Raw genomic sequence first — 13,085 nt, forward strand, 5'->3', positions numbered from 1 at the left:
GGGCGCCCTCCCTACCCGTCAGCCACGCTTCTGGTCAGGTGCCAGCGCATCCGCGGACAGGCGTTCGATCGCCGTATCCAGCGACAGGATTTCCTGTGTCTTGCCGTCCTCGCCCAGGAAGCGCAGGGCGAGCGTGCCCTCCTCGGCTTCCTTGCGGCCGACCACGGCGATCACCGGAACCTTGCCGACGGAATGTTCGCGGACCTTGTAGTTGATCTTCTCATTGCGAAGATCGGTCTCGGCGCGCAGGCCGGCCTTGATCATGGCAGCCTTCACCTCCTGGGCATAACCGTCCGCATCGGACGTGATCGTCGCGATCACGACCTGGCGCGGAGCCAGCCAGAAGGGCAGCTTGCCGGCATAGTTCTCGATCAGCACGCCCAGGAAACGCTCCAGCGAACCCAGGATGGCCCGGTGCAGCATGACCGGACGGTGCTTCTCGCTGTCATCGCCGACAAAGGTCGCGTCCAGGCGTTCCGGCAGGTTGAAATCGCACTGGATCGTGCCCGTCTGCCATTCCCGTCCGATCGCATCCTTCAACACGAAGTCCAGCTTGGGACCGTAGAAGGCGCCATCACCCGGATTGTGCTCATAGTCGAGACCGGAGGCCTCGGCGGCTTCCTTGAGCGAGGCTTCCGCCTTGTCCCAGACCTCGTCCGAGCCGACACGCTGTTCGGGACGGTCGGAGAATTTGATCCGCGGCTCCTCGAAGCCGAAATCGGCATAGACCGACTTCAACAGCTCACAGAAGGCTTTCACTTCCTCGGTGATCTGGTCGACCGTGCAGAAGATGTGCGCATCATCCTGCACGAAGCCGCGCACCCGCATCAGACCGTGCAGCGAGCCGGACGGTTCATAGCGGTGGCAGGAACCGAACTCGGCCAGGCGCAGCGGCAGGTCGCGATAGGATTTCTGGCCCTGGTTGAAGACCTGGACGTGGCAGGGGCAGTTCATCGGCTTCACGGCCAGGACTTTCTCTTCCTGGTCGATCGAGGAAATGAACATGTTCTCCCGGTATTTGTCCCAGTGGCCCGAGGCTTCCCAAAACTTGCGATCCATCAGCTGCGGCGTCTTGATCTCGACATAGCCGGCCGCTTCCAGACGGCGGCGCATATAGTCCTGCACGCCACGATACAGCGTCCAGCCATTGGGGTGCCAAAAGACCTGGCCCTGCGCTTCTTCCTGGAAATGGAAGAGTTCCATCTGCTTGCCCAGACGGCGGTGATCCCGCTTCTCGGCTTCTTCCAGACGGTGCAGGTGCGCCTTGAGCTGTTTGTCATCGGCCCAGGCCGTGCCGTAGATCCGCTGCAGCATGGCGTTGCGGTGATCGCCGCGCCAATAGGCACCGGCCACCTTCATCAGCTTGAACGCCTTGCCGATCTTGCCCGTCGAGGGCAGGTGCGGCCCGCGGCACAGATCGAACCAGTCGCCCTGGCGATAGATCGTGATCGTCTCGTCTTCCGGCAGGTCCTGGATCAGCTCGGCCTTGTAGGTCTCGCCCATTTCCTTGAACTTCGCGATCGCCTCATTGCGGTCCCAGACCTCACGCTCGAAGGGCAAATCGGCATCGACGATCTTCGCCATGCGCTTTTCGATGGCGTCGAAATCCTCCGGCGTGAAGGGCTCCTCACGGGCGAAGTCGTAATAGAAGCCTTCCTCGATGGCCGGGCCGATCGTGACCTGCGTGCCGGGGAATAGCTCCTGCACCGCCTGGGCGAGGATGTGCGCCGTATCGTGACGGATCACTTCGAGCGCCTTGTCATCCTTGCGGGTAATCAGGGAGACCGTCGCATCGCCTTCCAGCGGACGCGTCAGATCCCACTCCTGTCCATCCACTTCGGCAATAATGGAAGCCTTGGCGAGCGATTTGGAAATGCTCGTCGCGAGGTCGAGCGGCGTGGCCCCTTCGGGCAGCTCGCGTTTCGACCCATCAGGCAGCGTCACATTGATCATTGGTCTAAGTCCTTGTCGTCGGCGCGGTCTGCCGGCGGATGGGCGTGCATTCTGGTCTGGTTCGGCGGCGACCGGAAGGCCCAGACGCGCCACCAGGGGGTGTCATCGCGCCGCGGCGGAACCGGGTCGAAGCCGAATGTGCCCCCGGGCCGGCAGCGCAGCAGCCGCCCCAGTGTCAGCCAGAAACCCCGCCAGCCGCCCTGGTCCTTCACCGCATCAATGGCGTAGTGCGAACAGGTCGGCTCGTGCCGGCAGCGCACTCCCACCGCGTAGAAGACCGGGGAAATGACCAGCTGATAGGCTCGCAGGGCGAAGACCATCAACCAGCCCACCGGACCGGGTTTCGGCGTCTCGTTCGGTTCCGTCGAACGCATGTGAATCAAGCCTTTTAACGCCGTCATGCGAGCTGTCCACCATGGACATGAGGCACGCAATGCGGACCGCAGTAAAGAAATCGGTTCGGGAAGATGGGCTTGCGGACTGTCCGGGCAGCCCCGCCGGCGCGGCGGGGGCGGACAGCCCTAGCCGGTTGGCTCTGTCGCCTTGGCGGTCGAGCCGCCCACCTGGCGGGCCGCTTCGCAGACGGCCTCGAAGGCCAGCATCACCGATTGGTGCCGGGCCGGATAGGCACGGGCCCCTTCCAGGACAGACAGTTCGCCAAAGCGGCCGCGCGGAGACGGCTTGCCCTGTTTCAGCATGGCCAGAAGACTGTCCCGCGCCAGGGCCAGTTCCTGGGCGGAGGCGCCAATGACCTGGCGCGCCATGATCGAGGCCGAAGCCTGCCCCAGCGCACAGGCCTTCACCCGCAGCGCCAGATCGGCCACACGGCCATTCTGCATCACCAGATCCACTTCCACTTCCGAGCCACACAGGCGCGAAACCTTGCGCACGGACGCCTGGGGCCGAGGCAAACGCCCCACCCGCGGAACGTCCGCTGCGAGCCGGAGAACGGCGTTGGAATAAAGATCATCAGCCATGATGGGCTCTATGTAAGGGCTTTTGGAGCCGGATGGAATGGGCCATGATTGCTTCCCGGCTGGCGAATGGGCCGAACACCAAACGGGCAACCTATTGGTTGAAGACTCATTCTCGCCCTTATCAACAGCCTATATTGTGGTTTGAAACCGAAAACCGTCAATATTTGGTAGTTATTAAGGATGAAGTGCCGTTCGCGTTGATTCTGTCAGAATACGACGTTAAACCCTCCAGCCGCATGGAGCTGACAATGGCAAATGCAGAGGCGATCCCAGGAGACGAAGTGACGTATGGCGGTGCCAGCCTTGGCAACGCACCGTATCGCTACAAATTCTTCCTGGCCGCTCCGATGAGCTCGCTCAACAAGGACGAGTACGCGTCAACGCGTGACTGGGCCATGCGTCTCACTTGGGAGTTGGAGCGGGTGCATGGCGGGAATTCCGTCTACTATGCCGGACGCAACATCACGACGTCGAACGAGTTCACGCCCGCAGATGAAGCGGCCAAGACAGATGTCGACGCGGTTCTCAATGCTCGCCATTTTCTGCTCTTCTACCCCATCGCCTCTCATACCAGCGCCCATTTCGAACTGGGTCTGGCAGCCGGCCTTGGGCGGGACGTGACCATCATCACACCATCACGGGACACACTTCCCTTCCTGCTCCAACATCCCGAAGCACTTGCAAAAACGGGCTTGAGCAAGCCGATCAGAGTGATCGAATATGGCGATCACCTTCCGGTTGCAGGGGATATCGCCCTCACCCTATAGTGCCACTCGCTTCGAGGGCAAAAGGGGGTGTCGGCATGCCGGACGTCGGAACGAATGGGTTTTTGAAAGAACTGGGCCGGCTGATGCGGCTCCTGAGTGTAGAGGAGCGTCTGGCTGGCATTCTTTTTCTCGCCAGTTGGTTCGCCGTACTGGCCGCGCTTCCCTTTTTTGGAAGCTCACTCACATCCCAGCTTTTCTTCTACGGCTTCATCTTCCTTCAGGCCTTAGTTGGAGCTGGACTGCTCTTCACCAGATTTCGCCGCCTCAACAAGGCCAAGGCGTCCCTCGAACGGGGCCGAAAAGCAGCCGCTGAAACGCTGAAAGACGGCGATCAGACTCCCGCCAACGCCCCGGACCACGTGGACTTGTTTCTGGCGGTACCGATGGATGGGTTCGACGATTTCAACAAAAGCGAACTCTATAACGGCGCGCTGGACCCATTGTTGGTGGCGCTCAACCATTTCGTGGAAGCGAAAAACCTCTATTGCGGCTGCAAATTCATCAAGACGGAAGACAATTTCGACACGCCGCCAGCCGGTTACCGCCTCAGCAATGCGGCGAGCCTGACTTGCGAACGCTTCATGCTGATCTGGCCGAGCAGTGTCGCCACAAGCGCCCTCTTCGAACTGGGAATAGCCCGAATGCGCCAAATTCCAACGGTCATCTTCTATCGGAATGAAAAAGAGCTCCCTTACTTGCTGAGAGGTAAGAAGTCGGTCGGAAACTCAGACGGTTGGCCTGTGCATTTTCACCAGTTCAGCACGCTGGACGACATCTGTAGCCAGATCCAGGAAAAGGGCCACGATCTGTTTCCGGAGCGGCATACAAACTAGCTGCCGAAGCCCCGCATCTCGACGTCACGAGGCCAGTTCACCGCTGGCCTTGAGAGCCAGACACTCAGTCCGGCCTTTGCGCCTCGGCGAGGGCCCGGCCCTCCGCGATCGTGTAGGCTCCGGTCTCTTCGACGCAGTAATCATCCACGTATGCTCCATTGAACGTCCAGGTCGATTCTTCGAAATCCCCTTCCGATCCCGGCGTGGTCGCAAACTCCCATCGGCGGGTCCGCGCTTCGCGGGCATCACAATCGAATTCAGTGATCCGGATCAGATGGGATTGTTGGCGAAACAGGACAAATTCCTCGTAAAACGTATTCCCGCCCGTGCTTGTTCTCGCCTTGAATGAGCATCGGAATTCGGAACAGGAATGCACAGCGAGCTGACCATCGAGTTCGAGGTGTTCGGCGCCTGCGATGACGTCCGGCTCTGGAGCCTGGGGCGAAACTGGAGCCGGGGACGGAGCCTCGCGCCCGATCACCTCGCACATGCGCACGACACCATCCTCGCAGAAGAGCTCGGCCAAAGTCGTGGCGTGATCAAGAACCTCTCCTTCGCTCGCCGCAGTCATCACTTCGAACGGGTCGCACGCATCAGACTGACCCATGCCGCATGAGAGGCCGTAGAGGCGTAGTGCCCGGGCCGGCCATACTTCTATCCGCGGCTCGAATCCTACCTGGTGCACCCGGGCTTCCTGAAAGCAGGCATCTGCCGTCTGGGGATTTCCGGAGTTGCACAGCAAGAATGTGGTCTGGTAGGCGGCGAATTGCAGGGTCACCAGCTGTTCATAGAGCCTGGCCGCATTGGCCGCTGGCAGCAGGACCTCGCTGAGAGTCTGATCGGACTGGATGGACCGGATACAGCCGGACCCATCCCGGCACCGCACGCGCAAGGCGGGGATGGGCGCCTCGACGGTTCCGGTCAGCTCCGGCGCGAATTCCAGGTCCAGAAGCGGTTCGGAAATCTCGAAATTCTCGACGGACATCATGTCGCGGCGCGTGAAACGCAAGCTGAAGTCCAGACGCGGGGCCAATGATCGTGTCCCGCCCTGGAAGGACCAGCTGCGCCCCGCGCGCTCAGTGACCTGCAGCGCGTTGTCCGGATAAACCACGCCGACATAGATACTGCTGTCATACTGGCCGGGCTGCAGCCGGACTTCGGACAGATTGCCGTCCCGCCAGGCCTCCCCGCGCCGGATCATCTCGGTGTTCGGGTCGACATCATCGGGCAGCGCCACACCGGCATAGAGCTCGGTCTGGTCATCAACGCCGATACCGCCATTGAGCATTCTGCGCCCGCCGAAAATCCGGCCCGCCTGACGCGCATAAGCGTCGAGCTCTTCCTGCAGGCGCGCTTCCAGATCGCGGATGGAATCATGCGTTTCAATCAGCCCATCCAACATGGACAGATTGTGCGCATGATCGGCTGCCGTCGCCATCTGGCCGCGACAGGCATTGTCGAAATCACGGCGTTCCTCGCGCACCTCGGATGTGAGGACGTCGACCCGCCGCCGGACCGAATGCAATTCGCTCCGAATTCCGTAGATGCGGGACGACAGGTCAGCGCCTTCGCAGGCCGGGAAGGCGACACCGACATGATTCAGGCAAGCCTCGAACACGGGCCGCATACGGTCCGCATCCCTGGACGCCGCATTCACGCGATCGATCAGCGTGTCGTTTTCAGAAAAAACCTCGCTGTAGACATTGTCATGACTGCGCAGAGCATTATCGCAGGCATCCTGTGCCGAGCTTCCGAGCAGGCCGAGCCCCAGAGCCATAGCAACAAACGACATTTTCCCCTCCCACTACCTTGCCGCTGACAGGGTATCGGCTCGTATCTCTCGGAGCAAATACAGGAAAAGACGGGAAGAATGGTTGGGTGCGGTGATGGGATTGGGGCGCCCCCGACCAGAGGGAGAGGGTCAGAACACCCTTGTCATCCCGGATGGATGCCCCGCGAAAGCGGGGTGCAAGTCCGGGACCCATGCCTCAACACGCGCAGCTCTCGAAAATGGGTCCCTGATCTACGCCCGGCTCAAGGCCGGGCATCCGTCAGGGATGACAACAGAAAACAGGCTAGAAATCCTCTTTCCTCTTGATGGGAACGGAGGAGCTCAAGGACAGTCCGGGGGATTGTCCGACGTGTCGAAGCCGGCGAATGCTGGGCGGAAGGGGTGAATCCCGGTGGGATGAGCTTTTTTAGCCGGTCACCCACTCCACCGCGCGTGCGCGCGGCCCCCTCGCCCATCAAGGGCGAGGACAATCCGGAACTACTCCCAGTCCACCTCGTCTTCATCGAGATAGGTCGGTTCCGTCCGGCCCAGCACTTCGGGGATGTCGCCGAAGGGTTCATCGCCCTCTTCCGGCTCCGGTTCCCAGGCCTCGTCGACCTCGACAGACCAGAAGCCTTCGGCAAAGGCCGCGCCTTCGGCCAGCTTGATGGCGGCATCGGCATCGGCAGCGATGACGCCCCAGGTGATGAAACACTCACCTGTGGCGTCCTCGGCCTGCATCAGCACATTGAAGCCCTTGAGGGCCATGGCAATTACTCCGTCACCTTGCGCCAGGTCGAGCCTTCCGGTCCGTCATCGACCTGGACCTTGAGTTCATTGAGGCGATCGCGGATCTCGTCCGCCTTGCCCCAATCCTTGGCCTCGCGGGCGGCCTGCCGCTGGACGATGAGATCATCGATCTCGGCGCGTTCCCCGGCCGACAGGGCCGTCAGGCCGAACCAGTCATCCGGGTCGGCCTGGCCCAGGCCGAGCAGCGCCCCGGCGGCCAACAATTCTCCCTTGGCCTTGGCTTTCGCTGCCTCGGTTTCCGCCTTGTTGGCCTCGCCGGCGATCTGGAAGAGCTCGGACAGGGCCTTCGGCGTGTTGAGATCGTCCAGCACAGCGTCCAGGAAAGGGTCCGGTGCGGGCACGTCGGCGGCCTCGACATCGCCCAGGCGGCGCAGCACGCCATAGACCCGGTCCAGCGAGCGGCGGGTCTTGGCCAGCAGGTCGCGCGTCCAGGTCAGCGGGGCACGATAATGCGCGGTCAGCAGGGCATAGCGCAGCACCTCGCCCGGCCATTCCTCGATCAGCTCATGGACGAGCTGAACATTGCCCAGGGATTTGGACATCTTGTCCGTACCCATGGTCAGAAAGCCATTGTGGAGCCAGTAATTCGCCATCGAGGCCCCACCATGGGCGCAAACCGATTGCGCGATCTCGTTTTCATGGTGCGGGAAGACGAGGTCCGTGCCGCCGCCATGAATGTCGAAAGTCTCGCCCAGATGCTGTTCCGTCATGGCGGAGCATTCCAGATGCCAGCCCGGACGGCCGCGACCCCAGGGGCTGTCCCAGCCCGGCTCGTCATCCTTGGACGGTTTCCAGAGCACAAAATCGCCCGGCGCTTTCTTGTAGGGCGCCACTTCGACACGGGCCCCGGCGATCATGTCGTCCAGCGAGCGGCGCGACAGGGCGCCATAGCGCTCATAGGAGGAGACCGAGAACAGGACATGGCCTTCCGCCGCATAGGCATGGCCGGAATCCACCAGGGTCCGGATCATGGCGATCATGCCATCGACATGATCGGTTGCATGCGGCTCGATCGTCGGCCGGCCGACCCCCAGCGCGCCCATGTCGGCGCGGTAGATTTCAGCATAGTGCTGCGTGATCTCGGAGATCGGCTTGCCGCTCTCCTTTGAGGCCTTGATGATCTTGTCGTCGATATCGGTGATGTTGCGCGCATAGACGACCTGGTCGGCACCATAGAGGTGCTGCAGCACGCGGAAGAGCGTGTCGAAGACCACGGCCGGACGGGCATTGCCGATATGGGCATAGGAATACACGGTCGGTCCGCAGACATACATCGTCACCCGGTCCGGATCGATCGGTTCGAAAACCCGTTTGCGGCGGGCCATCGTGTCATAAAGGGTGAGCGAATTCATAATCTTGTCCGTATCCGACATAAGTCTGAACTGAAAAACATGGCTGGCATACGCGGCCATGAGTTGGAATGTGGCGTTTTAAGCCCTACATACGGCCTCGCGCGCAAGCGCGAACATTAGAGGATTTCAGGTCACAGCCCCAACGACGTGCTGTCATTTGCATCCTCGATCCGGAAACCGGAACTGCGGTGCCCTCGTATACCGAAGACACCGGCCCGACAACGAAAGGATCCACGAGGATGGACGCCGTGACCCCAGAAGCTGCGCGCCTTGCCGGCGCTGCCCGCACCAAACCCACACGCGAAGAAGCCGAAGAAGCCGTTCGCACCCTGATTTCCTGGGCCGGCGACGACCCGTCCCGTGAAGGCCTGCTGGACACGCCCAAGCGCGTCGCCAAGGCCTGGCAGGAATGGTTCTCCGGCTATGACGCCGACCCGCTCGCCGCGCTCGGCAAGACGTTCGAGGATGTGCAGGGCTATGACGACATGGTCATGCTGACCAATATCGATGTCGAGAGCCATTGCGAGCACCACCTCGCCCCGATCATGGGCGTCGCCCATGTCGCCTATCTGCCGCGCAAGGCCGTGGTCGGCATTTCCAAGATTGCCCGCGTCGTCGAGATTTTCGCCAAGCGGATGCAGACCCAGGAAACCATGACGGCCCAGATCGCCGATGCGCTGACCGAAGCCATGGATCCGCTGGGTGTGGCCGTCTTCGTCGACGCCAAGCACCAGTGCATGACGACCCGCGGTGTGCACCATCCGAATGTGTCGACCATCACGACCAGCTTCTCCGGCGCCTTCAAGACCGACCCGGATTTGCGCGACCGTTTCATGCGCATGGTGGAACGCGGCTAACCCGCTTTCCCATACCGCAACTGAAAAGCCCCGCAGTGTCTGCTGCGGGGCTTTTTCATGTGTGATGGCAGTGTTTCATTAAAATGCGCGACGATTGCGCATGTATTGCGTGAGACTTTCGCGCGGCAAACGCCGATAAAAAATCTCATTATCCAGACCTCAGCTCCCCCGGTGGACTCTGAATACATGCGTGTTACGCGTGGGGGATAGCGCCATGACTGGTGCTCCACTTATCCTCCCTACATTGACGAACGAAGGTGTGAGTAACATGCGTACAATCCTTTCTGCCGCCCTTGCTGCCAGCCTCTCGGTCGCCGCCGCGCCGGCCTTTGCCCAGGACACCGCTCCCGCCGATGCCGCGCCGCAAACCTTCGAGCTGACCGATGAACAGGTCGCGGACTTTGTCGAAGCCGCCCGCGGCATCAATGCCCTGACCCAGGAATTGCAGTCGGAATTCGAAGCGGCCGAGACCGATGCGGAACGCCAGTCCATCCAGCAGGGTGCCCAGGCCCAGCTGACTGAGATTGTCACCGACACCGGTCTGACCGTGGTCGAATACAATGCGATCGCGAATGCCGCCCGCAGCAATGAAAGTGTGGCCAATCGCATCCGCAACGCTGCCATGGCGAGCCAAGGCGCCCAATAATACAGCCCAACGCTCCGATACAAAAAAGCCCCGGACCATCGTCCGGGGCTTTTCTTTTGTCGTCGGTGGGGCCGGGTCAGGCCGGCATGTCCAGCGAATTCATGTCGATCACGAAGCGGTAGCGGACATCGGACTTCTCCATCCGCTCGAACGCCTCATTGATCTCGTCCATGCGGATCATCTCGCACTCGGGCAGGATGTTCATCCGGCCACAGAAATCGAGCATTTCCTGGGTTTCCGCGATCCCGCCGATCAGGGACGCGGCGATACGGCGGCGGCCCATGAGCAGCGGCGGCGACATGAATTCCCCCATCGGCCCCACCTGGCCCACGAGACAGATCGTGCCATCAACGTCCAGCAGCGGCACATAGGGATTGATGTCGTGCTTGACCGGCACGGTGTCGATGATCAGGTCGAGCGAGGCGGCGGCCTCCTTCATCGCAGCCCGGTCACCGGAGATCAGGAAGGCATCAGCCCCCAGCTCAATCGCATCCTTTTCCTTGTCGGCGGTGCGCGAAATCACGGTGACATGCGCGCCCAAGCCGACGGCCAGCTTGATGGCCATATGGCCGAGCCCGCCCATGCCGACAACACCGACGCGGGAGCCCGGGCCGACATTCCAGGTGCGCAGCGGCGAATAGGTGGTGATGCCGGCACACAGGAGCGGAGCCGCCTTGGCCATGTCCAGATTGTCCGGCATGGACAGGACGAATTCCTCGCGCACGACGATGTGCTTGGAATAGCCGCCATAGGTGATGTCACCATTGATGCGGTCCGGCGAATTATAGGTGCCGGTCATGCCGTTGCGGCAATACTGCTCCTCGCCACCATGGCACTGGTCGCAATGCTGGCAACTGTCCACCATGCAGCCGACGGCGACCTTGTCACCAACCTTGAAGCTCTCGACGCCCTGGCCGACGGCCGAGACGCGGCCGACAATCTCGTGGCCGGGCACATTCGGATAAACCGTGCCCTTCCAGTCCGAACGGGCGGTGTGGAGATCCGAGTGGCAGACCCCGCAATACTCGATATCGATCGCGACATCATTGGCGCGCAGTTCGCGGCGTTCGAAATGGAAGGGTTCGAGCGGGGTGTCGGCGCTCTGGGCTGCATAACCGATTGTTTTCATGGTGCAGGTCCGTCCTTTTGAGTGTCGTGGGCGGATGATCCGCGATCCGCCGTCGCGGCAGGCCAAGCCTGTCAGTCCCAGCGTTATATAGGGCATTCAAAGGCGAGGATTTAGCCCCCGCCTGTTCAAAACACTGATGAGTCCGCCTCATCAATCATGGATCAGGCGAGACGCTCGACCTCGGGTGCCACGGACAGGCTGCGCCGGGTCAGACGCCAATGGCTGTCCAGGCCGGGTTCGTAATCCCGCTGCAGAATGGTGGAGACAGTGATGTATTCCGCCTCCGCCGTTTCCGGCGTCAGGGTGAGCCGGACATAGCCGTGATCGACCATGTTGCAGTGACGCACATCCGCATTCGCCTCGACCATCATGCGGCCATAGTCCACACCCGGCGCCTTGAAGCCCGAGAAGGGCGACGGCGAGGTCACGGACGTGCCGACGAATTCCGTGCCGATCCGGTAACCGTCCGACGCCATGAGATCATTGGCCCAGAAGGAGTGGACATCGCCGGTGATGGTGATGACATCCGCCCCCGCTTCGCGCAGCGCACCGAACAGGCGTTCGCGCTCGGCCGGATAGCCGTCCCACATGTCCAGATTGAAGGGGATTTCGAAGCGCGTGCGCATGATGAAATTGCGCGCGAACTCGCTGTTGCGCGTCGCATACCAGCGCAGCCAGCCGGGCATTTCCGTCGAGAAATCCGGGAAGTTGACGCGGGACATGATCACCTGGTTGGCCAGGATCCGCCACGGCTTGCCCGCCGCCACACTGTCCGCACAGGCCCCGGCAATCCCGGCAATCTGCTCCCCACCGATCAGTTCACGACCCGGGTCGCCCACGACATCGCGTTTCCAGGCCGCCACGGCCTCGAGAACGGCGGGGTCCTCGGCATCCGCATCGGAGGCAACCGGGAAGCTGTCGAGCGAGACTTCCTGGTCCCGTGCGCTCAACCGGCTCTCGATCAGGCAGATCGTCGCCAGATTACCGATTTCGTAGACCCCGTAGCGATCCCGCAGGTCTTCCGGCTCCCGGCTCGGCGTCCAGTCATACCAGGCGCGCAGGGCCGCATCCCGGCGCTCGGTCCAGGGCCCCTCGCCTTGGTCGGGATTGTGGTTTTCCGCGCCGTCCATGTAGGCGTTATTGGCGGTCTCGTGGTCATCCCAGCTCATGATCCAGGGTGCCGCCGCGTGCAGGGCCTGCAGGTCCGGATCGGTCTTGTACTGGGCGTGACGGGTCACATAGTCGGAATAGCTGACGATCTCGTGCAGCGGATCCGGCACGCGATTGAGCGCTTCGGCATTGCCGGTCGCATAGGAACCCATCGGGTATTCGTAGAGGTAGTCGCCGAGATGGATGACCAGATCCAGCTCACCATTCACGGCACCTTCGCGATAGGCATTGAAATGCCCGGCCGGAAAGTTGGAACAGGAATAGATCCCGATCCGGTACTGGTCGATCGCGCCCAATGGCAGGGTGCGGGTCACACCGACCGGCGAATAGGTGTCATTGAGACGGAAGCGGTAGAAATAGGTCTGGCCCGGTTCCAGCCCGGTGGCGAGGACCTTGAGCGTGCCCAGCGGTTGGGGCTGGATGTAGGTGATCTCGCCGCCTTCCGCGAAGACGATATCGGTGAAGTCGGCATCACGCGCCACTTCAACACCACGGAAGCCGCCGCCATCCTGGGTCAACGCCGTCCAGAGCACGACGGAATTCGTGTCGGGATCGCCGGATGCCACACCGTGACGAAAGGCCCCCTCGCTCCCCGGAACAAAGCTGTCCGGCGTTTCCGAACAGGCGGTCAGCACCAGGCCTGTGCCCGCAGCCCCGATCAGGGCCGTGCGGCGCGTCAGCGACAATTTCGTCATGAGAACTCCCCGAACTCGTTTGGGGGATATCCCTAGCCCGAAACCGCGACGAGTTCACGACGGTATTTCAAGGTCATCGAAATGAACGCGCGCCGGGCTCCCCCGAACCCGGCGCGCGATGGCAT

12 protein-coding genes are annotated in these 13,085 nt (G+C 61.7%); 4 read left to right on the top strand and 8 right to left on the bottom strand.

Annotated elements, in window-relative coordinates:
• Positions 1–18: 18 nt before the first annotated feature.
• The 3 genes from thrS to FCS99_RS10570 form a co-directional block, all read right to left on the bottom strand.
• A complete protein-coding gene (gene thrS, locus FCS99_RS10560; protein WP_138512296.1) occupies positions 19–1,953 on the bottom strand; it encodes a threonine--tRNA ligase in 1,935 nt (644 codons plus the stop codon).
• Positions 1,950–2,327: a membrane protein insertion efficiency factor YidD gene (yidD, locus tag FCS99_RS10565; RefSeq protein ID WP_138512298.1), complete on the bottom strand. Its 378-nt coding sequence runs from the start codon at positions 2,325–2,327 to the stop codon at positions 1,950–1,952. Before yidD ends, thrS begins: the two co-directional genes overlap by 4 nt.
• 147 nt (positions 2,328–2,474) lie before the next feature.
• Complete coding sequence (locus tag FCS99_RS10570) at positions 2,475–2,930, bottom strand: iron-sulfur cluster assembly scaffold protein (protein ID WP_138512300.1); 456 nt, start codon at positions 2,928–2,930, stop codon at positions 2,475–2,477.
• 44 nt (positions 2,931–2,974) lie between these two features.
• Here FCS99_RS10570 and FCS99_RS10575 point away from each other — a divergent pair, with 44 nt between their 5' ends.
• Both FCS99_RS10575 and FCS99_RS10580 read left to right on the top strand, forming a co-directional pair.
• Positions 2,975–3,697 (top strand): hypothetical protein, encoded by a 723-nt coding sequence (locus tag FCS99_RS10575; protein ID WP_138512302.1) that lies wholly within the window; start codon positions 2,975–2,977, stop codon positions 3,695–3,697.
• Positions 3,698–3,732: 35 nt separating this feature from the next.
• The gene (locus FCS99_RS10580) at positions 3,733–4,530 is read left to right on the top strand and encodes a hypothetical protein (protein WP_138512304.1); all 798 of its coding nucleotides are present in this window, start codon (positions 3,733–3,735) and stop codon (positions 4,528–4,530) included.
• 64 nt (positions 4,531–4,594) lie between these two features.
• Here the strand turns inward: FCS99_RS10580 and FCS99_RS10585 are convergent, their stop codons facing one another.
• The 3 genes from FCS99_RS10585 to cysS form a co-directional block, all read right to left on the bottom strand.
• Positions 4,595–6,322, bottom strand: a complete 1,728-nt coding sequence (locus FCS99_RS10585) for a hypothetical protein (protein WP_138512306.1) — start codon at positions 6,320–6,322, stop codon at positions 4,595–4,597.
• Positions 6,323–6,799: 477 nt separating this feature from the next.
• Positions 6,800–7,069, bottom strand: a complete 270-nt coding sequence (locus tag FCS99_RS10590; RefSeq protein ID WP_138512308.1) for a hypothetical protein — start codon at positions 7,067–7,069, stop codon at positions 6,800–6,802.
• A 5-nt stretch (positions 7,070–7,074) separates the two neighbouring features.
• Complete coding sequence (cysS, locus tag FCS99_RS10595) at positions 7,075–8,463, bottom strand: cysteine--tRNA ligase (protein ID WP_138512310.1); 1,389 nt, start codon at positions 8,461–8,463, stop codon at positions 7,075–7,077.
• A 239-nt stretch (positions 8,464–8,702) separates the two neighbouring features.
• Between cysS and folE the strand changes: the two genes are divergently transcribed.
• Complete coding sequence (folE, locus tag FCS99_RS10600) at positions 8,703–9,320, top strand: GTP cyclohydrolase I FolE (RefSeq protein WP_138512312.1); 618 nt, start codon at positions 8,703–8,705, stop codon at positions 9,318–9,320.
• A 268-nt stretch (positions 9,321–9,588) separates the two neighbouring features.
• Positions 9,589–9,966 (top strand): DUF4168 domain-containing protein, encoded by a 378-nt coding sequence (locus FCS99_RS10605; protein ID WP_171036333.1) that lies wholly within the window; start codon positions 9,589–9,591, stop codon positions 9,964–9,966.
• 76 nt (positions 9,967–10,042) lie between these two features.
• On the opposite strand, the gene FCS99_RS10610 is transcribed toward FCS99_RS10605, so the two are convergent.
• Complete coding sequence (locus FCS99_RS10610) at positions 10,043–11,095, bottom strand: NAD(P)-dependent alcohol dehydrogenase (protein ID WP_138512316.1); 1,053 nt, start codon at positions 11,093–11,095, stop codon at positions 10,043–10,045.
• A gap of 161 nt (positions 11,096–11,256) precedes the next feature.
• Positions 11,257–12,960 carry an alkaline phosphatase D family protein gene (locus tag FCS99_RS10615; protein WP_138512318.1) on the bottom strand — a complete coding sequence of 568 codons (1,704 nt, stop codon included), beginning with the start codon at positions 12,958–12,960 and terminating at the stop codon, positions 11,257–11,259.
• Positions 12,961–13,085 lie beyond the last annotated feature (125 nt).

The sequence above is a fragment of the Maricaulis alexandrii genome (assembly GCF_005871165.1).
In the GTDB taxonomy this organism is placed as follows: Bacteria; Pseudomonadota; Alphaproteobacteria; order Caulobacterales; family Maricaulaceae; genus Maricaulis; species Maricaulis alexandrii.

Bases quoted from the DNA above. Each gene is read 5' to 3' on its own strand.
- thrS (WP_138512296.1), bottom strand. From the start codon at position 1,953: ATGATCAATGTGACGCTGCCTGATGGGTCGAAACGCGAGCTGCCCGAA.
- yidD (WP_138512298.1), bottom strand. From the start codon at position 2,327: ATGCGTTCGACGGAACCGAACGAGACGCCGAAACCCGGTCCGGTGGGC.
- FCS99_RS10570 (WP_138512300.1), bottom strand. From the start codon at position 2,930: ATGGCTGATGATCTTTATTCCAACGCCGTTCTCCGGCTCGCAGCGGAC.
- FCS99_RS10575 (WP_138512302.1), top strand. From the start codon at position 2,975: ATGATTGCTTCCCGGCTGGCGAATGGGCCGAACACCAAACGGGCAACC.
- FCS99_RS10580 (WP_138512304.1), top strand. From the start codon at position 3,733: ATGCCGGACGTCGGAACGAATGGGTTTTTGAAAGAACTGGGCCGGCTG.
- FCS99_RS10585 (WP_138512306.1), bottom strand. From the start codon at position 6,322: ATGTCGTTTGTTGCTATGGCTCTGGGGCTCGGCCTGCTCGGAAGCTCG.
- FCS99_RS10590 (WP_138512308.1), bottom strand. From the start codon at position 7,069: ATGGCCCTCAAGGGCTTCAATGTGCTGATGCAGGCCGAGGACGCCACA.
- cysS (WP_138512310.1), bottom strand. From the start codon at position 8,463: ATGAATTCGCTCACCCTTTATGACACGATGGCCCGCCGCAAACGGGTT.
- folE (WP_138512312.1), top strand. From the start codon at position 8,703: ATGGACGCCGTGACCCCAGAAGCTGCGCGCCTTGCCGGCGCTGCCCGC.
- FCS99_RS10605 (WP_171036333.1), top strand. From the start codon at position 9,589: ATGCGTACAATCCTTTCTGCCGCCCTTGCTGCCAGCCTCTCGGTCGCC.
- FCS99_RS10610 (WP_138512316.1), bottom strand. From the start codon at position 11,095: ATGAAAACAATCGGTTATGCAGCCCAGAGCGCCGACACCCCGCTCGAA.
- FCS99_RS10615 (WP_138512318.1), bottom strand. From the start codon at position 12,960: ATGACGAAATTGTCGCTGACGCGCCGCACGGCCCTGATCGGGGCTGCG.